This window comes from Streptomyces sp. SID5469, from assembly GCF_009862865.1.
GTDB lineage: Bacteria > Actinomycetota > Actinomycetes > Streptomycetales > Streptomycetaceae > Streptomyces > Streptomyces avermitilis.
In genome coordinates, this window is sequence record NZ_WWIN01000001.1 from 8,649,642 (window position 1) to 8,674,539 (window position 24,898).

At 70.5% G+C, this 24,898-nt stretch carries 20 protein-coding genes; 15 read left to right on the forward strand and 5 right to left on the reverse strand.

What is annotated here, in order from left to right; all coding sequences use genetic code 11:
• Positions 1 to 94: 94 nt before the first annotated feature.
• From GTY58_RS37660 to GTY58_RS37675, 4 genes are all read left to right on the forward strand, one after another.
• A complete protein-coding gene (locus GTY58_RS37660; RefSeq protein WP_010988650.1) occupies positions 95 to 2,428 on the forward strand; it encodes a GH92 family glycosyl hydrolase in 2,334 nt (777 codons plus the stop codon).
• 140 nt (positions 2,429 to 2,568) lie between these two features.
• Positions 2,569 to 3,912 carry a wax ester/triacylglycerol synthase family O-acyltransferase gene (locus GTY58_RS37665; protein ID WP_010988651.1) on the forward strand — a complete coding sequence of 448 codons (1,344 nt, stop codon included), beginning with the start codon at positions 2,569 to 2,571 and terminating at the stop codon, positions 3,910 to 3,912.
• 147 nt (positions 3,913 to 4,059) lie between these two features.
• Positions 4,060 to 5,544 (forward strand): SDR family NAD(P)-dependent oxidoreductase, encoded by a 1,485-nt coding sequence (locus GTY58_RS37670; RefSeq protein WP_010988652.1) that lies wholly within the window; start codon positions 4,060 to 4,062, stop codon positions 5,542 to 5,544.
• Positions 5,545 to 5,618: 74 nt separating this feature from the next.
• Positions 5,619 to 5,873, forward strand: coding sequence for a hypothetical protein (locus GTY58_RS37675; protein ID WP_037647084.1), 255 nt, complete (start codon positions 5,619 to 5,621; stop codon positions 5,871 to 5,873).
• A 52-nt stretch (positions 5,874 to 5,925) separates the two neighbouring features.
• Here the strand turns inward: GTY58_RS37675 and GTY58_RS37680 are convergent, their stop codons facing one another.
• Both GTY58_RS37680 and GTY58_RS37685 read right to left on the reverse strand, forming a co-directional pair.
• Complete coding sequence (locus tag GTY58_RS37680; RefSeq protein WP_010988654.1) at positions 5,926 to 6,732, reverse strand: SDR family oxidoreductase; 807 nt, start codon at positions 6,730 to 6,732, stop codon at positions 5,926 to 5,928.
• A 25-nt stretch (positions 6,733 to 6,757) separates the two neighbouring features.
• Positions 6,758 to 7,306 (reverse strand): HD domain-containing protein, encoded by a 549-nt coding sequence (locus GTY58_RS37685; RefSeq protein WP_010988655.1) that lies wholly within the window; start codon positions 7,304 to 7,306, stop codon positions 6,758 to 6,760.
• Positions 7,307 to 7,824: 518 nt separating this feature from the next.
• Between GTY58_RS37685 and GTY58_RS39930 the strand changes: the two genes are divergently transcribed.
• Entirely contained in the window at positions 7,825 to 8,001 is a 177-nt protein-coding gene (locus GTY58_RS39930) for a hypothetical protein (protein WP_167544206.1), read from the forward strand.
• A gap of 104 nt (positions 8,002 to 8,105) precedes the next feature.
• Complete coding sequence (locus tag GTY58_RS37690) at positions 8,106 to 8,588, forward strand: GNAT family N-acetyltransferase (protein ID WP_010988656.1); 483 nt, start codon at positions 8,106 to 8,108, stop codon at positions 8,586 to 8,588.
• Between the two features lie 33 nt (positions 8,589 to 8,621).
• Here the strand turns inward: GTY58_RS37690 and GTY58_RS37695 are convergent, their stop codons facing one another.
• A complete protein-coding gene (locus GTY58_RS37695) occupies positions 8,622 to 10,616 on the reverse strand; it encodes a hypothetical protein (protein ID WP_010988657.1) in 1,995 nt (664 codons plus the stop codon).
• 243 nt (positions 10,617 to 10,859) lie between these two features.
• On the opposite strand from GTY58_RS37695, the gene GTY58_RS37700 reads away from it, so the two are divergent.
• The 6 genes from GTY58_RS37700 to GTY58_RS37725 all read left to right on the forward strand — a co-directional run bounded on the left by GTY58_RS37700 (position 10,860) and on the right by GTY58_RS37725 (position 18,893).
• Entirely contained in the window at positions 10,860 to 12,251 is a 1,392-nt protein-coding gene (locus GTY58_RS37700; protein WP_010988658.1) for a sugar ABC transporter substrate-binding protein, read from the forward strand.
• Positions 12,248 to 13,189 (forward strand): sugar ABC transporter permease, encoded by a 942-nt coding sequence (locus GTY58_RS37705; protein ID WP_010988659.1) that lies wholly within the window; start codon positions 12,248 to 12,250, stop codon positions 13,187 to 13,189. Before GTY58_RS37700 ends, GTY58_RS37705 begins: the two co-directional genes overlap by 4 nt.
• Positions 13,186 to 14,061 carry a carbohydrate ABC transporter permease gene (locus tag GTY58_RS37710; RefSeq protein WP_010988660.1) on the forward strand — a complete coding sequence of 292 codons (876 nt, stop codon included), beginning with the start codon at positions 13,186 to 13,188 and terminating at the stop codon, positions 14,059 to 14,061. Before GTY58_RS37705 ends, GTY58_RS37710 begins: the two co-directional genes overlap by 4 nt.
• Before the next feature lie 8 nt (positions 14,062 to 14,069).
• Positions 14,070 to 15,890 carry a glycoside hydrolase family 36 protein gene (locus GTY58_RS37715; protein ID WP_237528945.1) on the forward strand — a complete coding sequence of 607 codons (1,821 nt, stop codon included), beginning with the start codon at positions 14,070 to 14,072 and terminating at the stop codon, positions 15,888 to 15,890.
• Complete coding sequence (locus GTY58_RS37720; protein WP_010988662.1) at positions 15,887 to 16,885, forward strand: LacI family DNA-binding transcriptional regulator; 999 nt, start codon at positions 15,887 to 15,889, stop codon at positions 16,883 to 16,885. The genes GTY58_RS37715 and GTY58_RS37720 overlap by 4 nt, the downstream gene beginning before the upstream one ends.
• A 157-nt stretch (positions 16,886 to 17,042) precedes the next feature.
• Positions 17,043 to 18,893 (forward strand): glycosyl hydrolase family 28-related protein, encoded by a 1,851-nt coding sequence (locus tag GTY58_RS37725; RefSeq protein WP_202497566.1) that lies wholly within the window; start codon positions 17,043 to 17,045, stop codon positions 18,891 to 18,893.
• A 27-nt stretch (positions 18,894 to 18,920) separates the two neighbouring features.
• Here the strand turns inward: GTY58_RS37725 and GTY58_RS37730 are convergent, their stop codons facing one another.
• On the reverse strand, positions 18,921 to 20,285 hold the full coding sequence (locus GTY58_RS37730) for an amidase (RefSeq protein ID WP_010988664.1): 1,365 nt from the start codon (positions 20,283 to 20,285) through the stop codon (positions 18,921 to 18,923).
• A 232-nt stretch (positions 20,286 to 20,517) separates the two neighbouring features.
• Positions 20,518 to 21,561, reverse strand: coding sequence for a LacI family DNA-binding transcriptional regulator (locus GTY58_RS37735; protein ID WP_010988665.1), 1,044 nt, complete (start codon positions 21,559 to 21,561; stop codon positions 20,518 to 20,520).
• Between the two features lie 219 nt (positions 21,562 to 21,780).
• Here GTY58_RS37735 and GTY58_RS37740 point away from each other — a divergent pair, with 219 nt between their 5' ends.
• From GTY58_RS37740 to GTY58_RS37750, 3 genes are read left to right on the forward strand one after another with little or no spacing between them, the layout of a single operon-like run.
• Complete coding sequence (locus GTY58_RS37740) at positions 21,781 to 23,073, forward strand: sugar ABC transporter substrate-binding protein (protein ID WP_010988666.1); 1,293 nt, start codon at positions 21,781 to 21,783, stop codon at positions 23,071 to 23,073.
• Positions 23,074 to 23,079: 6 nt separating this feature from the next.
• Positions 23,080 to 23,973 carry a sugar ABC transporter permease gene (locus tag GTY58_RS37745; protein ID WP_010988667.1) on the forward strand — a complete coding sequence of 298 codons (894 nt, stop codon included), beginning with the start codon at positions 23,080 to 23,082 and terminating at the stop codon, positions 23,971 to 23,973.
• Positions 23,970 to 24,875, forward strand: coding sequence for a carbohydrate ABC transporter permease (locus GTY58_RS37750; RefSeq protein ID WP_010988668.1), 906 nt, complete (start codon positions 23,970 to 23,972; stop codon positions 24,873 to 24,875). The genes GTY58_RS37745 and GTY58_RS37750 overlap by 4 nt, the downstream gene beginning before the upstream one ends.
• The last annotated feature ends 23 nt before the right edge of the window (positions 24,876 to 24,898 follow it).

Consider the following 24,898-nt stretch of genomic DNA (forward strand, 5'->3'; position numbering starts at 1 on the left):
GCGGCGCGCCCGGCGACACCCCAGGTTGCGCGGGTTCAGGCGTGGTTGCCCGGACTATGTGGACATCGTTGTCGCATTCCGGGAGGTCTCCTGCATGAGATGGAAGCTGCGCACCGCGGGCGGGCTGACGGCCCTCGCCCTGCTCGGCGGCGCACTTGCCGGGCCCGCCGCCCGAGCCGCCGAGCAGGGCAGCGACCGGCTCGGCGACCTGGTCAACCCGTTCATCGGCACCCAGAACGAGGGCAACACCTACCCGGGCGCCGCCGTGCCTTTCGGCATGGTGCAGCTCTCGCCGGACACCGGGCACAACACCGGTTACGACTACACGCAGAACCACATCCGCGGCTTCTCCCTCGTGCATCTCTCCGGCGTGGGCTGCCGGATCGGCGGCGACCTGCCGGTGCTGCCGACGACGGGGGACGTGACCGAGACGGACTACGCGAAGTACGCGGCCGGATTCAGCCACGACAGCGAGCGGGCGAGCCCGGGCTACTACCGGGTGGGCCTCGACAGCGGCATCGTCGCCGAGTTGACGGCAACCGGGCGGACGGGGGTGCAGCGCTACACCTTTCCGGCCACCGACAAGGCGAACGTCCTGCTGAACGCCGGCCAGGCGCTGCACAAGACCGTCTCCACCGACGTCGAGGTCCTGGACGACCGGACCGTGCGGACCAGGATCAGTGGCAGCGGCTTCTGCCGGGACACCGGCCCGTACACGGTCTACACGATCACCCGGTTCGACCGGCCGTTCACCGCGTACGGAACGTGGCACGGGGGCACGGTCACCGAGGGCTCGGCGGAATCGGCCGCCGGCACCGGGCGCAACGGTGCCTACGCCCGGTTCGACGCGACCGAGGACCGCACGGTCGAGGCGACCACCGCGCTGTCGTACGTGGACGCGCGGGGCGCCGAGGTCAACCTCCGCTCGGCTGAGGGCCGTTCGTTCGCCGACGTCCGGGAGGCCGCCCGCCGCTCCTGGGAGGACCGGCTCGACGACGTACGGGTCAGGGGCGGCAGCGACACCCTCCGCCGCACCTTCTACTCGTCCCTCTACCGGTCCTTCCTCGCGCCCAACATCGGCAGCGACGCCGACGGTCGCTACACCGGCTGGGACCACCGGATCCACCGGGCGCGGGGCTTCACGTACTACCAGAACTGGTCCCTGTGGGACACGTACCGCACCCAGTGCCAGCTGCTCGCCCTGCTCGCGCCGCGCGAGTCCCGCGACATGGCGATCTCCGTACTCAAGATCGACGAGGACGGCGGCTGGCTGCCCAAGTGGGGCTACGGGACGGTCGAGACGAACATCATGTCCGGCGACCCGGTCACCCCGTTCCTCACGAACGCCTACCAGCAGGGCCTGCTCAAGGGGTACGAGGAGCAGGCGTACCGGGCGCTCGCGAAGAACGCCGACGGGTTGCCGCCCGCCGCCTATCCGGGGGTGGGGCGCGACGGGAACCGGGAGTACATCGCCGACGGGTTCGTGCCCTACATCAAGGGCGGCCCGCACGCCAAACCCGGCGACTCCGACTACGCCCACGGCGCCTCGGCGACCATGGAGTACGCGCTGTCCGACGCCATGCTCTCCCGGATGGCGCGCGACCTGGGACACGACGCGGACGCGGAGCGCTATACGGCCCGCTCGCGGAACTACCGCACCCTCTTCGACGCTTCGACGGGCTTCTTCCGGGCCCGCGACACCTCCGGGGCGTTCGCCGGACCGGCCGACCCCGCCGACAGCGAGGGCTTCCACGAGGGCACGGCCTGGCAGTACCAGTGGCTCGTGCCGCAGGACCTGCCGGGCCTGGTCGACCTGATCGGCGGCAAGCAGGCGGCCAACGACCGGCTCGACGCGTTCTTCGCCTACGAGCAGCTCCTCCAGGACCCGGCGCGGACGGCGCGCGAGGTATGGGTCGACGGTCCGTACGAGTACTACAACTCCGACAAGTACAACCCGCAGAACGAGCCCGACCTCATCGCCCCGTACACCTACCTCTCGACCGGCCAGCCGTGGAAGACGACCGACGTGGTGCACGCCGCGCTGACCCTCTTCACCGACACGCCGACCGGCATGACCGGCAACGACGACCTCGGCACGATGTCCGCCTGGCACGTCCTGTCGTCGATCGGCCTCTTCCCGGTACAGCCGGGCTACGACACCTGGGGCCTGTCCACGCCCGTCTTCGAGCGGGTCGACCTCAGGCTCGACCGCGGCTACTACCCACGCGGCACGCTGACGGTGACGGCACCCGGTACCTCGGACCGTGACCGGTACATCCAGTCGGTGCGCGTGGACGGTGCGTCGCACGATCGGACGTATCTGACGACCCGTGTCTTGCGCGGCCTGGAAGCGCTCCACTTCGCGGTGGGAGCGCGTCCGTCGGCGTGGGGTACGGCGCCGCATGCCGCGCCACCTGCACTGAAGTGACCTCGGCCGTCCCTGAGTCCCGCCCTTCGCAGGGCGGGACTTAATCTGATGTTAACTGAGCGTAGCTTGATCGTGCTTGACCGTAATCGTCGGTCAGGGGTTGACTGCTGCTCACCCATCGTCGACACGAGAGCAAGCCATTGACCTCTGACCTGCTCGCCCCACTCGACCTGGCGTTCTGGAACATCGAGTCCGCCCAGCACCCGATGCACCTCGGCGCCCTCGGCGTGTTCTCGTGCCACTCGCCCACCGCCGGCGCCCACGCCGCCGACCTGCTCGCCTCCCGCGCCGCCGCGGTACCCGGGCTGCGCATGCGGATCCGTGACGTCTGGCAGCCGCTGGCCTTCCCGCTGACCTTCCCGCTCCCGTTCGGCGGCGCGACCCGCGAGCCCGCCCCCGACTTCGACCCGCTCGACCACGTACGCCTGCACGCGCCGGCCGCCGACTTCCACGCCGTCGCGGGCCGGCTCATGCAGCGCCCACTGGAGCGCGGCCGGCCACCGTGGGAGGCGCATGTACTGCCCGGGGAGGACGGCACGTCGTTCGCCGTGCTCTTCAAGTTCCACCACGCGCTGGCGGACGGACTGCGGGCGCTGATGCTCGCGGCGGCGCTCATGGACCCCATGGACATGCCGACGCCCCGCCCGCGTCCGGCCGAGCCCGCGCGGGGGCTCCTCCCGGACGTGCGCAAACTGCCGGAGCTGCTGCGCGGCACCCTCTCCGACGTGGGCCGGGCCCTCGACATCGGCGCCTCCGTCGCCCGTGCCACCCTCGGCGCACGGTCGTCGTCCGCGCTCACCTCCGAGCCCAGCGGCACCCGCCGCACCGCGGGCGTCCTCATCGACCTCGACGCGGTGCACCGCGTCCGCAAGACCGTCGGCGGCACCGTCAACGACGTACTCATCGCCATCGTCGCGGGCGCCCTGCGTACCTGGCTGGACGAGCGCGGCGACGGCAGCGCGGGGGTCGCGCCCCGCGCCCTGATCCCCGTCTCCAGGCGCCGCCCGCGCACCGCGCACCCACAGGGCAACCGGCTCTCCGGTTACCTGATACGGCTTCCGGTCGACGACCCCGATCCGCTCGGGCGGCTGCGCACGGTGCGTATGGCGATGGACCGCAACAAGGACGCGGGGCCCAACCGGGGAGCGGGCGCCGTGGCGCTGCTCGCCGACCACGTGCCGCCGCTCGGCCACCGGCTGGGCGGGCCCGTGGTCGGCCAGGCGGCCCGGCTGCTCTTCGACATCCTGGTGACCAGCGTGCCGCTGCCCAGCCTCGGCCTGAAACTCGGCGGCAGCCCCCTCACGGAGGTCTATCCGTTCGCCCCCCTGGCCCGCGGGCAGTCCCTCGCGGTCGCCGTCTCGACGTACCGCGGACGCGTCCACTACGGGCTCGTCGCCGACGCCAAGGCCGTGCCGGACCTCGGCCGGCTGGCGCGTGCGGTGACCGAGGAGATGGAGACGCTGCTCACTGTCTGCGGCCCCTGACGGGCTGTCTTCGGCCCCTGACGGGCCCGCCGCCGCCTCCGTGATCATCGCGGGTTTGGTACCTCGGCCCCGCGCTTTGTAAAATTCGCCGTTCGAAAGCGAGCGCGGTCCGAGCGCCGCGCGGGTGACCCGAGGAACGGCAGCGCGATGACGGTGACAGAGGACGGCCCCGTGGGCATGGACGAGGTGGCAGACGCCTCCTACGGTCCCGGCATCGACCCGGAGCGGCTGGCCGTCTGCCTCGGCGTGCTCGACGAGCTGGACAAGCTGGAGGTCGACCACCCGGACGCGATCGCCGTGCGCCGGGCCACCGCGGGCGTCTACCGCACGGTCAAGCAGCGCCGCCGCCAGGAGCGCCGAGCCGCCAAGACCGCGCACGACAAGGCGGTCACCGAAGCCACCGCGACCGGCTCCGCGCAGCGCATCGACGACGAGACCGAGGGCATCCTGCCGTCGTCGGTGACGGACGAGGGACAGATCGCGGGGATACTCCAGCGCCCGCGCTCCTGCTACATCTGCAAGAGCCGCTACACCGAGGTCGACTACTTCTACCACCAGCTCTGCCAGGGCTGCGCCGCCGAGAACCGCGCCCGCCGCGACGCCCGCGCCGACCTCACCGGCAAGCGCGCGCTGCTCACCGGTGGCCGCGCCAAGATCGGCATGTACATCGCGCTGCGCCTGCTGCGCGACGGCGCCCACACCACGATCACCACGCGCTTCCCGAACGACGCGATCCGCCGCTTCAAGGCCATGCCCGACAGCGACGAGTGGATCGGCCGACTGAAGATCGTCGGCATCGACCTGCGCGACCCGGCGCAGGTCGTCGCGCTCGCCGACTCGGTCGCCGCCGCGGGCCCGCTCGACATCCTGATCAACAACGCGGCCCAGACCGTACGCCGCTCCCCGCAGGCCTACAGCGAGCTGCTCGGCGCCGAGTCGGGACCGCTGCCGGCGGGCGAGCTGCCCCCGGCCGAGATCATCGGCACGTTCGGCTCCGGCGCCGTGGCCGCCCTCCCGGTGGCCGGCGGCGGCGCGCTGACCGCGCAGGACGTCACCGACCTCGCGCTGATCTCCGGCTCCGCCTCCCTGGAGCGGATCGCGGCCGGCACCGCGATCGACGCGGGCGGGCTCGTGCCCGACCTGCACGACACCAACAGCTGGATCCAGTCGGTCGAGGAGGTCACCCCGGTCGAACTGCTCGAGGTGCAGCTCTGCAACTCCACGGCACCGTTCATCCTGATCAGCCGGCTGCGCGCGGCGATGGCGGCCGCGCAGGCCAAGCGCACGTACATCGTGAACGTCTCCGCGATGGAGGGCGTGTTCAACCGCGGCTACAAGGGCGCGGGCCACCCGCACACCAACATGGCCAAGGCCGCCCTGAACATGCTCACGCGCACCAGCGCCCAGGAGATGTTCGAGAAGGACGGCATCCTGATGACCGCCGTGGACACCGGCTGGATCACGGACGAGCGCCCGCACCCGGACAAGATGCGCCTCGCCGACGCGGGCTTCCACGCCCCGCTGGACCTCATCGACGGCGCCGCACGGGTATACGATCCGATTGTGCGCGGTGAGCAGGGCGAGGACCTGTACGGCGTCTTCATGAAGGACTACGCGCCCGGGAAGTGGTGACCCGCCGCCCCTGACGTGTGACCTGGCGACCGCCGGGAACCCGGGCTCTGTCGAGAGCCGTGCAAGGAGTTCCCATGGCCAGTCCACACGACACAGATCCGCACAGGGTCGACATGGACCCGCGCAGCGTCGACGACCCGCGCAACGTCTGTCCGAGCGACGCCGACTTCTACGCGAGCGACCGTCCGGCCCACCCTTTGCTGCCGGAGGACCGTCCCCGCGGCGGTGGGCCCGCGACGCCGCTGAGGCATCGCGGGACCTGGGAGACGGTCGCGCTCGTCGCCGCCGTCATCCTGGTGATCATGGTGGGGATCGCTCTGTTCCCCTGAGGGCCGCGTTCCCGCGCGGGGCCGCGTTCCCCCGAGGAACCGGACGACGTCCTCACGAGTGAGGTGGTGCGTATGACCGCAGCCGCTCCTGGACGGCGTACCCGTCCGCGGAGTACGCCGTCCTGACCCGCGTACCGCCGTCGACCAGCAGATCGGCGCCGGTGATCCATTCGGCCGCGTCCGAGGCCAGCCAGACGACGGCACGCGCGATGTCCGCGGGGTGACCGATGCGGCCGAGCGGAAGCCCGGCCGCCAGTTCGTCCTCGCCGTGCTCCCACACGAATCGGGCCAGCTCCGTGCGGACGAGGCCGGGGGAGACGGAGTTGACGCGGACCTTCGGGGCCAGCTCGCCCGCCAGCTGTCGCGTGAGGTGCAGCAACGCCGCCTTCGTGGTCCCGTACGCGCCGACGTTGGGTCCGACGTGCCCGGCACCCTCCGTGCAGATGTTCACCACCGCTCCGCCGTGCTCGCCCATCCAGGCCCGCCAAGCGCACTGGACCAGCCGCAACGGGGCCTCGACGTTGATCGTGAACGCCTCGCGCCAGCGGTCCGGGTCGGCGTCCATCAAGGGGCCGTACGGCTCGTTGGTCGCCGCGTTGTTGACCACGACGTCGAGCCGTCCGAACGCGGCGAGCGCCAGTTCCGTCAGCTCCCGCGGATGCGCCGGATCGGCGACGGAACCCGCGAGCCCCACGCCGCCCAGCTCCTCGGCGGCCCGACGGACCCCGTCCGCGTCCCGCGCCGTGACGCACACGTGCGCCCCCGCTGCCGCGAACGCCTCGGCCACGGCCCGCCCGATCCCGCGCGAGGCCCCGGTGACGACGGCGACCCTGCCCTCAAGCCCGTACGGCGACGTCATCCGCGTACCGTCTCATGACGGGCCGTCAGCCAACAGCCCCCGGCTGTGGACGCGTCGGCGGGCCGGCCGCATCCAGTCGCGGCGGACCGGCCGTACCCGGCCGCGAGTTGCGGGCCGCCACCAGCTCCAGCACCGTGCGCCAGTCCTCCAGGACGCCGGCGTCCAGGCCGGGCACCCGGCCCGATTCGTCCGCCTGCCGCAGCGCCGCCAGGTCGTCGTCGAGCGAGTCGTCCGCCCAGGCCGCGGCGCGCAGACGGACGAGCCGGGAGACCCGGTCGCCGAGCAGTGCACGTATCGCGTCGGCCGCGCGGTCGGCGTGCCCGGCCTCGTCGCCGGGGTCCAGCAGCTGCCCGATGTCGTGCACCAGGCCCGCCACCTGGAGTTCTTTGTCGGCCGGACGGCTTCTGCGCAGCAGCGCGGCGGTCTGCAGGGCGTGCTCGTGCGGATCGACCGGGTCGCCGACGGGGGGCCCGCCGCCCGAGCCGGGCCGGGAACGGGGGAGACCCGAGGTGGCCCGGGCACCCCGGCAGGCGTGCAGCAGATCCATCAGCTCCTCGACGCTGCGCAGCTCCATGCGTCAGTCCTCCCGCGAGAAAAGCCGTTGCCGACCGTCAGCAGAACATGTCCGGTTTGCCACGCGGCCAACGGAGACTGAACTGCGAACCGAGTGCGGTGGTGGGTGCATTCGGACCGCCGCGGCCTCGGCGAGGCCCGCCGACCAGGGGGGTGCGCCGTTCGATCGTTGAGCCGTACGGGTGACTGAAAACCAGGGCGAAATCTGCCAAGAGCGCCCATATGATGGCCGAATGAGTACTGAACGACTCGAGACGGTTACCTCTTGTTTTCAGCCCCATCGAGCGGGTGCCCGCTCATTTGGTTAATCTGTACCGGACGGACAGCCTGACTGGGTTCCACCCACACCCACAGTCCGTCCCGGGACAAGCCGGTCACCACGGCCTGCTCTCAGACGAGTTACCGGCGCCACCGCGTCCGAACTGCTCTCGACTCAGACCCGAGCGGGCGTCAGGCGCACAGCAGTGGACTGAGCGGCCAGTACGTCCCGAGGGTGATCCGACACATAAGGAGTGCGCGGTGACACCGGAGAAGACCGATCTTGATGAGCGCCCCAAGGAACGCAACGAGGGCGCGAGCGGTGGGCCCGAGAAGAAGCTCGGCAGCCTCGACGTGTGGTCGAGGTCCGCCCCGATCCGGCTGGCGGGTTACGAGGACGACCTCGCCGAGCCGCACATCCTGCCCAGCGTGGACTGACTCTCCGCAGGACTCACTCGTGCTCTCCGGACAGGACTCCTTCGTACTCTCCGGACAGGACCCTCACCGAACGCTGACGGCATGGGCGTGCCAGACTCACGCCCATGCTGATCAGAGAAGCCGCGGCCGACGACTGGCCGCGGATCTGGCCTTTCTGGCACCGGATCGTCGCCGCGGGAGAGACGTACGCCTGGGACCCGGCCACCTCCGAGGAGCAGGCCCGCGCCCTGTGGATGGCGCCCGGCAAGCGCGTGTACGTCGTCGAGGACGAGACCGGAGCGGTCGTCGGCTCGGCCTATGTCACCCCGAACTACGGCGGCCCGGCCGCCCGCGTCGCCAACGCCGGCTTCATGGTCGACCCCGACCACGCCGGGCGGGGCATCGGCCGCGCCCTCGCCGACCACGTACTCGCCACGGCCAAGGCCGACGGCTACCGGGCGATGGTGTTCAACGCCGTCGTCGAGACCAACCCCGCCGTGCAGCTGTGGACCTCACTCGGCTTCACCGTCCTGGGCACCGTGCCGGACGCGTACGAGCACCCCCGGCACGGCAGGGTGGGGCTGCACATCATGTACCGGGCGCTCTAGGTCTGTTGCGCGGATCAGGAAGTGGCGTTCGCGTCAGCCGGCCACCCGCACCACCGCCGTCGCCCCCGCGCGCACCGTCGGCGTCGCGTACGTGTACGTCACGCCGTCGACCGTCCTGGTTCGCGCGCGCTGCGGGACACCGTTGACCGTGATCTTCTTGTGGACCCCCTGGAAGCGGGCCTCCCAGTGGTAGGCGCCCTTGCGCGCGTTGTTCGTCAGCGTGGTCTTCGTCGCGCCGTCGTGCCGCACGGTGATCGTGCTCGTGCCGATGGGTACGTCCGCCGTCTGGAGCCACTTCATGCCGGACGGCAGTCGCGACTGCGTGGTCACCTTGTGGTTCGCCGCGTCCGGTGCGATGCCCATCAGGCCCTCGACGGTCTGGCTGACCAGAGTGAACGACACCTCGGGGTAGTCACCGTTGGGGCCCTGGCTGGAGTTGACGTGCTGGAGTTCCCGCTGGCCGTAGATCTTCTTCATCCATGTCCAGGCGGTGTCGTTGCGGTTGTTCTTGAAGAACATGTCGGGCAGGTACGTCGTCGACTCGATGTTGGGTGACCCCTGCGGCCCCAGCTCCTGCGCCTCGATGTAGTCGAGATAGGCGTCGTTGCGCGGGCCGGGATCGATGATCTGCTTCATCGGCACGAACACGCTGTTCTCCTTGCCCCAGCCGGTGACCGGGGTGCCGGACGTGGTGTACGCGCGGACCATGTCGGCTCCGCTTCCGCCCCCGCTCCAGTCGTCGTTGTAGTACGCCTTCAGATCGGCGGCACGCCGGTCGTACGCCTTGGCCAGCGCGGTGTCTCCCTTGCCGCGCGCGAGCGTGGCCATCGCCAGATACGCCTGGTACTGCGAGGCGATGCCGTCCCCGGCCTCGGCGAGGCCGTCGCCGTCCTGCTCGTTGTAGCTGGCGGCGCCGGAGAAGATGCCGTTGCCCGTGCCCTCGGCGACCTTGACCTTGCCGTTGGGCTTGGCGGAGTTGTGCAGGTCGATGAACTCCTCGGTGGAGTGCCGGTAGAAGTCCCACAGCGCCGGGTCGTCGACGTATCTCCGGTCGCCGGTCCAGAGGTACGCCTGGGCCGCCTTCTCGACGAGTTCGAAGACGGCCGGTACCTCGCGCACGAAGTTGTCCGGGCTCTTGTAGTCGATGCTCAGGTAGGTCTTGGCGTCGAAGTTGAGGGACCACACCGGGAAGTACTTGTGCGCGGCGGTGGCCGACGACGCGTACGAACGGAGCATCGTCTCGTTCTCGGCGTCGAGGCCGATGATGTGGGCACCGGCGAGCTGGTGGGTCATGTCGCGGGAGTAGTAGGCGCTGCGGTTGGCGTATCCGGCCCAGTAGCCGGCCGCGTACGGCGCGGTGCCGGTGCCGCCGGTCTGGTACTCGTCGACGTTGACCGGGCCCGTCGTGCCGGGTAGCTGCACCCAGCTGTTGGCCTTCTTCTTGGCCCAGCCGAACATCTCGACGACCTCGGGGTCGGACGAGGTGACCTTGGGGTCGGCGGGCGCGGCGGGGGAGATCATCAGGTCGTCGGCGTTGACCCAACTGCTGCCGGAGCCGAAGGCGATCTCCAGCCGGTCGCCGGTCTTCAGCTCGACACGGCTGATGGTGTACCGGGCGTACGCGCGGCGCTCCGGCAGGGTGATCGTCTCGACGGTCTCGTCGTTGCGCCGGACCGTGTACGTGCCGCCGGTGCCGGCGCTCCCGACCCACGCGGAGAAGTCGTAACTGCCGTTCCGGGGTGCGACGAGGGTCAGCTTCGCGCTCTTGCCGGCTCCGGAGTCGAGGTAGAGGAAGCGGGCGCCGCCGTGGGAGTTGCCGGTGCCGACCCCGGTGCCCGCGCCGAAGGTCCAGCCCGTGCCGCCGTTCTCGAAGCCCGGGTCGTCGAGGGTGAGTTGGGCGCGGGCGGCGGAGGCGGTGTTCGCTGCGGGAGTCGCGCCGTCTCCCGGCGCCGCCGCGGCCGACAGCGCGGGGGCCATCGGCGCGAGCAGGGCAACAGCGGTGAGCAGCATGAGCCTTGAGGGCTTCATCGGGTCTCCCGGTCTTCGGTTACGGCGGGTGGGGCGGCCGAGTGGTGGCGGAAAGCTAGCAGGGCCCGAAGCAGCGATTCAATGGTCATGCGCAAGAAACATGCAAGTCACGCAGCCTGAGTGCCATGTTGAGTGTTCAGTGAGGCAGAAAGTTTTCATCGATATCTTGCAAGTGGCTTGGGCGCTTGTTAGCTTCCAGCCGCGCCACAAGAGCCGCGCACCCGCCGGACCCCCGGAGCAGCCATGGACGCCTCACCCCTGAACCAGCCACCGCCGGACGAGCCGCCCCGAAACGGTCTGAACCGACGGCGCCTGCTCGCGCTCAGCGGTTCACTGCTCGCCGCCGGAGCCGGGACCTCGCTGCTCGGCGCCTGCTCGGTGACCGGCGCCACCAAGGCGGGGAGCCTCGGCGACCCGGACCGGGCCGCGATCACCGTCTGGAGCTGGCAGGGCCCCGCCGCCGCCATGAAGGCTCTGGTCCCCGCCTTCGAGGCGCGGCATCCCGGGATCGACGTCACCGTGCAGGACATCGGAAACCCGGCGATCTGGGACAAGATCACCACGGCCCTGGCGGCCGGCGGGCAGGGCCTCGCGGACGTCCTGCACATCGGCGTCGACTATCTCCCGGCCTACACCGAGAAGTTCCCCGAAGGCCTCGCCGACCTCGGCCCGCTCGGCGCCGACCGCTACCGTGACGCCTTCGCCGACGGCATGTGGCAGACCGTCACCCGCAAGGGCAAGGTCAACGCCCTTCCCTGGGAGGCCAATTCGGCCGGTTTCTACTACCGGGCCGACCTTTTCGAGGCCGCCGGTGTCGACGGCGAGGCGCTGGCGACGTGGGACGACGCCATCGACGCCGGGAAGAAGATCAAGAAGAGGACCGGAGTCCATCTGCTGGGCATCGACAAGCCCGCGTCCCAGCCGGACGCCGCCAACTTCTTCCAGATGCTGCTCCAGCTCCAGGGCACGTTCTACTTCGACGCCGAGGGCCGGATCACCCTCAGCTCTCCCGAGGCCGCCACCGCGATGACCCTCATCAAGGAGATGAACGACGCCGGCCTGGTCAGCGATCTGGCGGGCGGCTGGACCGCGCTGGAGAGCTCCATCAAGTCCGGCACCGCTGCCGTACTGCCCTGGCCCACCTGGTTCGGCAGCATCATCGAGGGCCTGGTCCCCAAGGAATCCGGCCAGTGGAAGGTCCGCCTCCCACCGGCGGTGAAGCCCGGCGGCACCACGGCCGCGACCGTCAACTCCACCCATCTCGCCGTCGCCGGCTCCAGCATGCACCAGGCCGCCGCCTGGGCGTTCGTCGAGTACGTCCTGACCAGACCGGCGTCGCAGGAGGCGATCTACCGCAGCAAGGGCATCGCCCCCGCCCTGCTCCAGGCGTACGAGGCCCCCGTCTTCCACGAGCCGTCGACATTCTTCAGCGGCCAGCACAAGGGCGAGATCTTCCTCGACGCCCTCAAGGCGCGCTCGCCCGCCGTCAATTACTCCGCCGACTACGCCCGCGCGCTCAAGACGGTCGCCGACGCGCAGACCCAGGTGCTCCTCAAGGGGGCCGACCCCGGCCGCGCGCTGCACAACGCCGCCGACCAGCTCGCCCGCCAGACCGGACGGGAGCTCGCCTCATGACCACGACCACCACCGCCGAGGGTGTCCTGAAAACCGCCGGCGCCGCCCGCCCGGCGGCCGCGTCCCGCCCCACCGCGCGGATCCTGCGCCGGCGGGCCGTCCCGTATCTCTTCATCCTCCCCGCGCTCGTCCTCTTCGCGGTCTTCAAGCTGTACCCGATCGGCTCGTCGTTCCTGATGAGCCTGTACGAGAACGTCAACGGCACCCAGGAGTTCGTGGGCGCGGGCAACTACACGCGGGCGATGGACGATCCGCTGCTGTGGACCGCGCTGAAGAACACCGCGATCATCCTGGTCGTCCAGGTGCCCGTCATGCTGGCGCTGGCCGTCGGCATCGCGGTCGCCCTCAACTCGACCCTCCTGCGCGGCCGCGCCTTCTTCCGGCTCGGCTTCTTCCTGCCGACGGTGACCGGACTGGTCGCGTACGGCATCGTCTTCGCCGTCCTGCTCAACACCCAGTACGGGCTGGTCAACTGGCTGCTCGGCCTGGTGGGCGTCGGAGAGGTCCCCTGGCTGACCGACCCGCTGTGGGCCAGGATCTCCCTCGGCCTCGCACTGACCTGGCACTACACCGGCTACAACGCGGTGATCTTCCTCGCCCGGCTCCAGTCGCTGCCGACCGAGCTGTACGACGCGGCGGCCGTCGACGGGGCCTCCGCCCGGCAGTCGTTCCGCCATGTCACGCTGCCGGGGCTGCGGCCCGCGCTCCTGCTGACGACGGTGCTGTCCACCATCGGCACCCTTCAGCTCTTCGACGAGCCGTACGTCCTGACCGGCGGCGGGCCCGACAACGCCACCCTCACCATCGGCGTGTACCTCTACCAGAACGCTTTCAAGTACTTCGACTTCGGCTACGCCTCGGCCGTCGCGTACATCCTCACCGTCCTGATCGGCATCCTGGGCGTCGTGCAGTTCCGCCTGCTGGGAGAGAAGTCGTGACCCTCACCGCCACCCGCCCGCGGCCCGGCCGCACGCCCCGCACACCCCGATCCCGCACCCGCACGCGCTCGATCCTGCTGACCTCCTCACTGACCATCGCCGTGGCGGCCGTCCTGCTGCCGTTCTACTGGCTGATCATCGCCGCCACCCACAGCTCCAAGGAGATCTTCGACAGCCCACCGCCGCTGCTGCCCGGCGGGCACCTGAGGGAGAACCTCTCCACCCTGGAGTCGTCGGCGCGGTTCAGCGACGTCATCGTCAACTCGCTGCTGATCACGGTCATTTACACGATCGCCGCCGGAGCGATCTGCACGCTGGCCGGATACGGCTTCGCCAAGTTCCGCTTCCGCGGCAGCGGCGCCCTGTTCGGGCTGCTGATGCTCGGGCTCGTCATCCCCACCCAGGTCACACTGATCCCTCTGTTCAAGATGATGGTCGACCTGGAGTGGCTGGGCACCTACCAGGCCGTCATCATGCCCAATCTCGCCCTGCCGTTCGGGATCTTCCTGATGCGGCAGTCGATGGCCGCGCTGCCCGACGAACTCATCGACTCCGCACGGATGGACGGCTGCGGGGAGTTCAGGCTCTTCCTCAAGGTCGTGCTGCCGCCGATGAAACCGGCGCTCGCGGCCCTCGCCATCTTCCTGTTCCTCTTCCAGTGGAACGACTTCATCTGGCCGCTGGTCGTCCTGCGCGACGCCGGCGAGTTCACGATCCCCGTCGCGCTGGCGTCCCTCCAGGGCCTGGACCAGACCGACTACGGCGCCCTGCTCGCCGGCACGGCCCTCGCCGCGATCCCGATGGCCCTCGTCTTCCTCGCACTCCAGCGCCACTTCGTCTCCGGGCTCCTCGCCGGGGCCGTGAAGGAATGATCCCCGCGATGACCCTCAGCACCACCCGGCCCGTCACCACGGCCGAACTCCCCTCGGCGCGCTACGAGCCACTCGTCGACGGCGTCCGTATCGCGGTCCTCACCCACGCGCCCGGCGTCGGCGCGCGCTGGACGGTTTGCGAACTCGGCGACGGGCTGGCCCTGTTGGAGATCCGGACGGACGGCGGGCCGGCACCGACGGAGGTGCGGATGAGCGTGCCGCTCGGCGACGCGGCCGGCTACTGGCACCCGGGCGCCGGCTGGGAGCGCACCCTCGTCGCCGACTGGGCGGGCCGTTCGCGCGTGAGCCTCGTCGACGGCACCGCCGCCGGCTGTCTCTACGACCACGACGGCCGCACGCGGCTCACCTTCGCCGTCGCCGACCCGGTCCCCGAGACCGATGTCGTCTTCGGGGTCTCGGAGGAGAACGACACCCATGTGGTGCACCTGCACCTGGCTCCCGCGCCCGACGGCGGCCCGCGTCGCGTCCTGCTGGCCCGCTCGGCGCCCACGGTCGCGACGGCCCTGCGCGGGCTGCGGCAGTGGTTCGCCGCGCAGCCGCAGTGCGCCCCCATGCCGGTCCCCGACAGCGCTCAGGCACCCGTCTACTCCACCTGGTACGCCTTCAACCAGCGCGTGGACGCCGCATCGGTCGAGGCCGAGGCCCGCGTCGCCGCCTCGCTCGGCTGCGAGGTGCTCATCCTCGACGACGGCTGGCAGAAGTACGGCAGCGGTCGCGGCTACGCCGGATGCGGCGACTGGCGCCCCGACCCGACGACGTTCCCCGACTTCGCCGCGCATGTGTCGGCCGTGCGGGCGCAGGGCCTGCGCTATCTCGCGTGGGTCGCTCCGCTGCTGCTCGGCCCCGACGCGGACTGCGCCGAGCGGCTCACTCCCTATGCCCCCGCGCCCGCCGGTGTCCCGGGCGCCCAGGTCCTCGACCCGCGCCGCCCCGAGGTCCGCGACCATGTCATCAGTCTGTGCACCCGGCTGGTCGCCGACCACGGCCTCGACGGGCTCAAGATCGACTTTCTGGACGAGGCCATGGCGTACCGCGGCGACGGCGCGTACGCCCACCACGAAGGCACCGACATCGACGATGTCGGCCGGGCCATGACCGTCCTGCTCACCGACCTGCGCACCGCGCTCGAAGAGCTGCGGCCCGACGGCGGACTGCTGCTGGAACTGCGCCAGCCCTACGTCGGCCCCGGCATGGCCCCCTTCGGCAACATGCTGCGCTCCTTCGACTGCCCGGGCGACGCCACCGGCAACCGGGTGCGCACGCTCGACACCGCCCTGCTCGCCGTCGGCGGCGCGGTCCACGGCGACATGCTCCTGTGGGACCGCGACGCGCCCGCGCACGCGGTGGCACGGCAGCTGATCGGCTCCCTGCACTGCGTCCCGCAGATCTCCGTGCGGCTGACCGAGCTGTCCGGCGAGCACCGCGAGACGCTGGCGTTCTGGCTCGCCGAGTGGCGGCGGCTGCGGCCGGTGCTGCTGCACGGGGACGTGGAATCCGGCCGGCCCGACGAGCTCTACACCCTGGTCACCGCGGCCCGGGGGAGGGCCTGTGTCACCACCGTGCACAGCGACCGGATCGTGCCCGTCGACACCACCGCGTACGACGACATCACCCTGGTCAACGGCACGGCGTCGGACCGTGTGGTGATCGAGGTGACCGGTGGGCAGCGCCCCTTGCGCATGACCGTCCGTGACGAGCGTGGACGTATCATCGACGACTGCGAACGGTCGCCGGCACCGGGGCTGCACATCGTGTCCGTACCGCGCTCGGGGCTGGTGGCACTACGGGTGACGGAGGGAACCGTATGAAGGTCGGCATCACCGAGGTCGCGGACCGGGCGCAGGTGAGCGAGGCCACGGTCAGCCGTGTCATCAACCGGCGCCAGGGCGTGTCGCGCAAGACCCGCGAGGCGGTCGAGCAGGCGATGGCCGACCTGGGGTACGAGCGGCAGACGCGGGGTCAGCTCATCGCGGTCATCACCGAGTACGTCTCCAACCCGTTCTTCGCCGACGTCTGCGAACGGATCGAGTCCACCCTCGCCCCGCACGGCCTGAAGACGGTCCTGTGCCCGTGCTTCCCCGGCGGAGTGCAGGAGCTGGACTTCGTGACCTCCCTCGCCGACCGGGGCGTCGCCGCCGTCGTCTTCCTCTCGTCCAGCAACACGATCGAGGGCGCGGACCCGGAGGCGTACGAACTCCTGCGCTCCCGCCGGATCCCGTTCGTCGGGGTCAACGGCCAGTTCGAGGGCGTGAGCGAGGCGCCGGTCTTCTCCACCGACGACCTGCTGGCCGCCGAACTCGCCGTCGACCACCTTTACCGGCTCGGTCACCGCCGCATCGGCATGGCATCGGGCCCGGTCGGCAACCGCCCGGCCGACCGCCGCGTCAGCGGCTTCGTCTCCTCGCTCGCCAGGCGCGGTGTCGAGGACCCGGAGCAGTGGGTGGTCCGGCAGTCCTACACCGTCGAGGGCGGCCAGTCCGCCGCGATCTCGCTCCTCGGCCGCGGCGCCACGGCCATCGTCGCCGCCAGCGACTACATGGCCCTGGGCGCGATCCGCGGCGCGCGCCGGCAGGGGTACGACGTCCCGGGCGACGTGTCGGTCGTGGGCTACGACGGCGCCATGATCATGGACTTCGTCGACCCTCCGCTCACCACGGTCCGCCAGCCGGCCGACCGCCTCGCCTCGGAGGTGGCCCGCAGCATCCTCGCCCTGGTCGGCAACCGCGACGTCCCCGTCGGCGAACTCCTCTTCGACCCCGAACTGGTGATCCGTGCGAGCACGGCGGCGCCGAGGGCGGAGTGAGGCGTCGGACCTCGGTATCAGTGGCGACTGCTCGTCCAGACCATTGACCTAGACATCGGATCTATGGAGACTCTGCACGGGGTTCCAATCGAGATACTGGCGGCAACTCCGCGTATTCATTGGATGTTTCGTGGCTCACGGATGCTCCGGAGGGGCTATGTCTCGGTTCGTGTTTCTTGGGGTGGCACTCGCGTTGCTCGGAGGTGCCACCAGTCCTGCCGCCGCGGCGCCGAGGGTGACGCCGGTGGTGGTCGACGTGGACGACTACGGAGCCGACCCCACCGGCCGGACGGACTCGACGCCCGCTGTCGCCGCGGCGCTGCGGCACGCCAAGAGCGTCGACCGGCCGGTCAGGATCGTCTTCTCCAAGGGCACCTACCAGCTGTACCCCGAGCGGGCCGAGACGCGTGAGCTGTATATGTCCAACACCGTCGGCGCCGACCAGCGTTACCGGGACAAGAAGATCGGGCTGCTCGTCGAGGACATGCACGACGTCACCGTCGACGGCGGCGGGGCCAAGCTCGTCCACCACGGTCTTCAGACGGCGTTCGCGTCGATCCGCTCGACCGATGTGACCTTCCAGAACTTCTCCTTCGACTACGCGGCCCCCGAGGTCATCGACGCGACCGTCGCCACCACCGGTGTCACCGACGGACACGCCTACCGCGTTCTGAAGATCCCCGCCGGCAGCCCGTACCGGGTGAACGGCACGCACATCACCTGGCTCGGCGAGACCAGTCCCGCCACCGGGCAGCCGTACTGGTCGGGTGTCGACGGGCTCCAGTACACACAGATCCACGACCCCGAGGCGCAACGGACCTGGCGCGGAGACAACCCCCTGTTCAACGACGTCGCCGCGGTCACCGACCTCGGCGGCCGCCGGATCCGGATCGACTACACCACCGCGGCGCGGCCGGCGGACGCCGGGCTCGTCTACCAGATGCGCCTCATCGAGCGAACGGAGCCGGGCGCTTTCATCTGGGAGTCCAAGAACGTCACGATGCGCTCGATGAACGCCTACTACCTACAGTCCTTCGGCGTGGTGGGGCAGTTCAGCGAGAACATCTCCATCGACAAGGTGAACTTCGCACCCGATCCGAGGTCCGGCCGGTCGACGGCCTCGTTCGCGGACTTCGTGCAGATGTCCGGCGTCAAGGGGAAGGTCTCGATCACCCGGAGCCTCTTCGACGGCCCGCACGACGACCCGATCAACATCCACGGCACCTACCTCGAGGTCGTCGGGAAGCCGGGGCCGTCCACCCTCACCCTCGCCTACAAGCACCCGCAGACCGCGGGATTCCCACAGTTCGCCCCGGGTGACGAGGTCGAGTTCGCCACCAAGCGCACGATGACCCCGCTGGCGGACGCGCACGCACAGGTCACCGCGGTCGACGGGCCGAGCGGCATGGACCACACGAAACCGCTGACCACGATGACCGTCACCTTCGACCGGCCGGTTCCCGCCGGGGTCGAGACCGGCGGCACGGTCGTCGAGAACATCACGGCCACCCCGTCGGTCGTCATCTCCGGCAACGTGTTCCGCAACGTGCCGACCCGCGGCATCCTGGTCACCACCCGCAAGCCCGTCCTCATCACCGGCAACCGGTTCGACGGGATGTCCATGGCCAGCATCTACGTCTCCGCCGACGCCTACCAGTGGTACGAGTCCGGGCCGGTCGCCGACCTCACGATCCGCGGGAACTCCTTCACGCGGCCCAGTGGTCCGGTCATCTTCGTGGAGCCGACCAATCAGGTCATCGACCCGGCGACCCCGGTGCATCACAACATCTCGGTCGAGCACAACTCGTTCGACATCGGTGACGTCACCGTCGTCAACGCCAAGAGCGTCGGCGGGTTCGCTTTCACCGGCAACACGGTCCGGCGGCTGGACGGAGCGGATCACCCGCCGTACACCTCACCGCTGTTCGTCTTCCACGGCAGTTCAGGCATCCGGATCGCACGCAACCACTACGACAAGGGCCTGAACACCTCCGTGGTCACGGACTAGCACGGGAACGGTGTACTAGGGCCCGCTTCAGCCGAGCGGGGCCGTGCGTCGCCAGGGGTGCAGTTCCTCCAACTGGCCCGCCAGGGCGAGGAGATCGAGCTCGGAACCAGGGCGTCCCACCAGCTGCACGGCACCGGGCGCGCCGCTCGGCAGTGTGCCGAACGGAACCGACAGGGCGGGCCAGCCCGTGAGATTCCAGGGCGGGGTCAGCGGCGAGTAGGTGGTGTTGACCAGCAGATTGCGCAGCCAGCCCCGCTCGTGCCAGGCCGCCGCGGCGGGGCCGCGCCGGGCGAGGGCGGGGGTCAGCAGCACGTCGTGCTCCTCGAAGAACGGCGTCAGGCGCTCCCGCAACTGCTCCCGGCGTGCGCCGCCCCGCACCGAGCGCACAAAGCGGCGCCCCACCGCCGCGTGCACCCGCGTGCGCCGGGTCAGCCGCCGTACATCGAGGTCCTCGGCGTCCACCGCGGTGCCCGCCGTCCAGTGTGCGAGCGAGGTCGTGCTCAGCCACAGGGGGTACGGGGGATCGGCACGCCGCACCTGGTGACCGGCCCCGGCCAGCAACTCGGCGGCCTCCCGGGCGGCGGACGCGTACGGGCGGCCGACGGCGACACCGGCCAGCGGACTGCGGACCGAGAGGGCTATCGTGCGGGTGCCGGGCCCGGACGGGCGTATCGCCTCCGTCTCCGCGACCGCCGTGACCGTCCCGGCCAGCACCGCGAACATCAGCCGGGCGTCCTCGACCGTGGTCGCGAGCGGGCCGTTCTCGGACATGCCGAACCAGTCGCCGTTTCCGATGCCCGCCGGCACCGTCCCGTACCCCGGCTTCAGGCCGACGAGACCGCAGTTGGCGGCGGGGATGCGCAGGGAGCCCATCCCGTCGTTGCCGAGCGCGATCGGCACCATCCCGGCGGCGACCGCGGCCGCGCTGCCCCCCGAGGAGCCGCCCGCCGTGCGCGAGGTGTCCCACGGGTTGCGGGCCGTGCCGTGCACGCCGTCCGTGGTGCCGAACACGCAGAGCTCGGGCACGTTCGTCACCCCCACGACGACGGCACCCGCCGCACGCAGCCGGGCCACCGTGACATGGTCGTGGTCGGCCGGGGTGTCGGGGGTGGCCGCGGAGCCGTGGCGAGTGGACTCGCCCCGTACGGCGAGATTGTCCTTCACGGCCACGGGCACCCCGGCCAGGGGGAGTTCGGCCAGGTCGGTGCGGGACGCCACCTCGTCGGCCTCGGCCAGGGCCGCGTCCGCGCGCACCCGGCGGAAGGCGCCGACGCGGGCGTCGAGCCGGTCGATCCGGGCGAGGTGTTCGGCGACCACCTCACGGGGCGTGGCCCGCTTCTCGCGTACGGCTGCGGCGATCTCGGCGGCGGAAAGGCCGACCCAGCTGGTCACGGGCGCTCCCTGTCGGTGTGGTGCCTGAGGTGTGTGGTGCCTTGGGCGTGGCGCGGTGCCTGAGGTGCGGTGGCGGGTCGTACTCGTGAGTACGAGGAGCACTGTGCCGTGCCGGCGGCGCCACGTCGAGAGCGGCGACCCGTAGCACGGAGTCCGGGCTGTACCGCTCGCGGGCCGGACGGCAGGCGCTGGGGACAGGCGGCGCACGCACCGTCCACCCCCAGCGCCCCCGTCAAGCCCCGCAGGGCCCCGTGCTGTCCCGTTCGATCAGCCGTGGCACCGGCACCTGGACCGTGCGCGCCGGGCCGCCGTCGAGCAGCGCGGTCAGTTCCGTCGCCGCCGTACGCCCGAACTCCACCGTGTCGCGGGAGAGCGCGGACAACCACGGCTTGACCATGCGGCACAGCGCGGAGTCCTCCCAGGACACCACCGAGACGTCGGCCGGCACCGAGAAGCCCAGTTCCGTGGCGGCGGCCACCCCGGCGAGGGCCATCACGTCGTTGTCGTAGACCAGCGCGGTCGGGGGAGTGCCGCTCTCCAGGACGCGGCGGGTGACGGCCGCGCCCTCCGCGTCCGAGTAGTCCGTGGGCACCGACCGCACCTCGGCCAGTCCGCGCCGCCCGGCCTCGGCCCGCAGCGTACGGATCCGGCGCTCGGTGTGGGCGAGGCCCGGCAGACCCGCGATGTGCACGATCCGGCGATGGCCGAGGGTATGAAGCTGGTCCACGACTGACGCCATCGCCCCCGCGTCGTCCGCCCACACCGTGGACAGCCCCGGATGCAGGGCGTCCGGGACGCCGCCGATGACCACCGCGGGCAGCCCCAGTTCGTCGAGAAGGCCGGGGCGCGGATCGTCCGTACGGGGGTCGACGACCAGCACGCCGTCCACGCGGTGCTCGGCCCACCAGCGCCGGTACACCGCGCACTCGTCGGCCACGTCCTCGACCACCTGGAACAGCAGGCCGAGATGACGCTCCGCCAGCACCTCCTGGATGCCGGAGATCAGCTGAAGGAAGAACGAGTCCACGCCGAGCGTGTCGGCGGGCCGCGCCACGACCAGACCGACGGTGGCAGACCCCTCGCCGGACAGCTGGCGCGCCGCCGTGCTCGGCCGCCAGCCCAGCTGCTCGGCGACCCGGCGCACCCGGTCGCGGGTGACCTCGGAGACCCCTGGCCGGCCGTTGAGCGCGAAGGAGACGGCGCTCTCGGAGACCCCGGCGCGCTGTGCGATGTCCTTCATCGTCGGCCGACGCGCGGGAGACCGCTTGGCTGACAAACTTGCTCTCCATTCCCTGGAGCCGGTGCACTAATGCGCTTGAGTGCCAGCACTCTAAAGCGCATTAGTTGTCCCTGGCAAGAGGCTGATGAAAAGCCCCTGACCTGCGCATTCAATGCGCTCAAGAATTTAGCTCGACCGAATCCATTGACTTCCAAAGGGGCGAGCCTGCAAGGTCTGCGACGGCACCCGTTCACCCCGCCGCAGAGGAGCCCATCCGTGCGCATCTCCCGCAGAACCTTCGCCGCCGCTGCCGCCGTAGCCGTCGTCCTGCCGCTGAGCGCCTGCGGCTCAGGGGACGACGGCGGCGGCTCGACGGACGCCTCGGGCAAGGTCGAGGGCACCATCACCTTCCAGACCTGGAACCTACGGGCCAACTTCAAGTCGTACTTCGAGGGCGTGGTCTCCGACTTCGAGAAGAAGTACCCGGACACCCAGGTGAAGTGGGTCGACCAGCCGGCCGAGGGCTACGCCGACAAGATCAGCGCGGACGCGGCCGGCGGCACCCTGCCCGACGTCGTCAACGTCTCGCCGGACCTGGTCGCGCCGCTCGCCAAGGCCGGGCTCGCGCTCGACCTCGACAAGGCGGCCGCGAAGTACCGGAAGGAGTACCTGCCCGGCGCCTGGGCCAGCCACCGGATACCGGGCATGACCGGCACCTACGCCTTCCCCTGGTACCTCAACACCGGCCCGCTGTTCTACAACAAGAGCCTCTTCAAGGACGCCGGGCTCGACGCCTCGAAGCCCCCGAAGACCTACGACGAACTGTTCGCCGACGCCCTCCGGCTGGCGAAGAAGAGCAAGGGCGAGGTCGCCACGCTCGCCAACGTGCCCACCATCGAGGACTTCGGCCGCTACGGCGTCGAGCTGATGAACAAGGAAGGCACCGCCTTCGCCTTCAACGACACCAAGGGCGTCGAACTCCTCACCAAGTACAAGGAGTTGTACGACGCCAAGGCGCTCGACCCGCAAGTACTGACCGCCACCCCGGAGTCCTCCGGCAAGAAGTTCCTCACCGGGGCCGTCGCCATGAACCCGGGCAGCGCCCTGGACCTCGGAAACTTCAAGAAGCAGGCGCCCAACCTGTACAAGAACATCGGCATCACGGACCAGATCACCAGCACCGGCAAGGTGAACATGTACGTGATGGGGGTGATGGTCAACTCCCGTTCCCAGCGGAAGCCGGCCGCCGTCGCCTTCGCGCACTACGTGACCGACGCGCAGCGGCAGATGTCGTTCGCCAAGAAGGTCGCGATCTTCCCGAGCACCGCCGGCTCCCTCGACGACCCGTACTTCACCAAGGAGGACGGCACGGACGAGACGCGGGTGCGGATCGCGGCCGCCGCATCCCTGAAGAACGCGGTCAATTACACGCCCGTACTGTTCAGCGAGCAGATGAAGACCGCGCTGCGCAACGAGGTCGCCAAGGCGCTCCAGGGCAAGGAGAGCCCCAAAGCGGCCCTTGACAACGCTGTCAAGGCGTGCGACCGGCTTCTTCAGCAGCAGGGCTGACGCGCCATGGCGAGTTCCACCGTGTCGAGGGTGCGGCGCCATCTCCCCACCAGCCCCTGGCTGTTCGCCGCCCCCGGGCTGCTGGTCGTAGGCGTCTTCGTCCTCTATCCCTTCGTCTCCACGCTGGTCAACGCCTTCACCGACCGTCGGACGCTGATCCCCGGCCGGTTCGTGGGGCTCGCCAACTTCCGCGAGCTGCTGCACGACGACATGTTCTGGATCGGGCTGCGCAACAGCGCACTGTACGTCCTCGGGGTGGTCCCCGCGCTCGTACTCCTGCCGCTGCTGCTCGCCCTGCTCGTCCAGAAGAACATCCCCGGCATCGGCTTCTTCCGGTCGGCCTTCTACACACCCGTGGTCGCGTCCATCGTGGTGGTCGGTCTGATCTGGGTGTGGCTGCTGGACGAACGCGGCCTGGTGAACTCGCTGTTGGAGACGATCGGCGTCGGCAGGGTCGGCTTTCTCAGCGACCAGTGGCTGCTCCTGCTGAGCGCCATGGCCGTCACGGTCTGGAAGGGCCTCGGCTACTACATGATCATTTACCTGGCCGCGCTCGCCAACGTACCGCGTGAGCTGCACGAGGCCGCGGCGGTGGACGGGGCCGGGGCGGTACGCCGCTTCCTCACCGTGACCGTGCCCGCCGTCCGCTCCACGATGGTGCTGGTCGGCGCGCTCTCCTCGGTCGCCGCCTTCAAGGTCTTCTCCGAGGTGTACCTGATGGCGGGGCCCGACGGCGGCCCGGCGGGCGAGGACACCACGCTCGTGATGCTGGTCCAGCGCACCGGCACCGGCCTGACCGGCCGCGTCGGCTACGCCTCCGCCATGTCCGTCGTCGTCTTCGTGGTCACCGTCGGGCTGATGCTGCTCGTGCTGCGTGCCGACCGGAAGGAGGAGGCGTGAGCGTCCTGGAGAAGGTACGACCCGTCCGGACACCGGCCGCCGCCCGGGAACCCCGGGCCACCGACGAGCACGGACGCCGGATCCGCGTCTGGGAACTGGCCCTGCGCTACCTGCTGTTGCTGGCCGTCCTCGCCCTCACCGTCGGCCCCTTCCTGTGGCAGCTGTCCACCTCGCTCAAGGGCCCGACCGAGGACATCTTCAGCTCCCCGCCGAAGTTCCTGCCGGGCGATCCGACCCTGCACAACTATCAGCGGGTCGCCGACACCATCCCCGTCTGGGACTACGCGTTCAACTCGCTGAAGGTGGCCGCGGCCAACGTCGTCACCAACTGCGTGGGCTCGGCACTCGCCGGCTACGCGCTGGCCCGGTTGCGCTACCGGGGCCGGCGCGTGGCCACCCTGGTCTTCATCCTGGCGATGCTCGTGCCCGTGGAGGGCATCATCATCGCCCAGTTCACGACCATGCGGGAGCTCGGCCTGAACAACACGCTGATCGGCGTGGTGCTGCCCGGCTGCATCGGCGCGATGAACGTCCTGCTGATGCGCAACGCCTTCCTCAACCTTCCCCACGAGATCGAGGAGGCCGCCTACGTCGACGGCGCGAACGCCTGGCAGCGGTTCCTGCGGATCGCGCTGCCGTCGGTGAAGGGCACCCTGGCCGTCGTCGCGATCTTCGCCTTCATGGGCGCCTGGGACGACTTCCTGTGGCCCCTGATCGTGCTCAGCGACCCCTCGAAGTTCACCCTGACCATCGGCCTCAACTATCTGCACGGCACCTTCGCCAACGACGAACGCGTGGTCGCCGCGGGCACGGTCATCGCCGTGGCACCCCTGATCGCTCTCTTCGCCTGCCTCCAGCGGTACTTCTTCCGCGGCGTGGGCGAGGGCGCCGTCAAGGGCTGACCCCGCCAGACCGGGCCGAACCC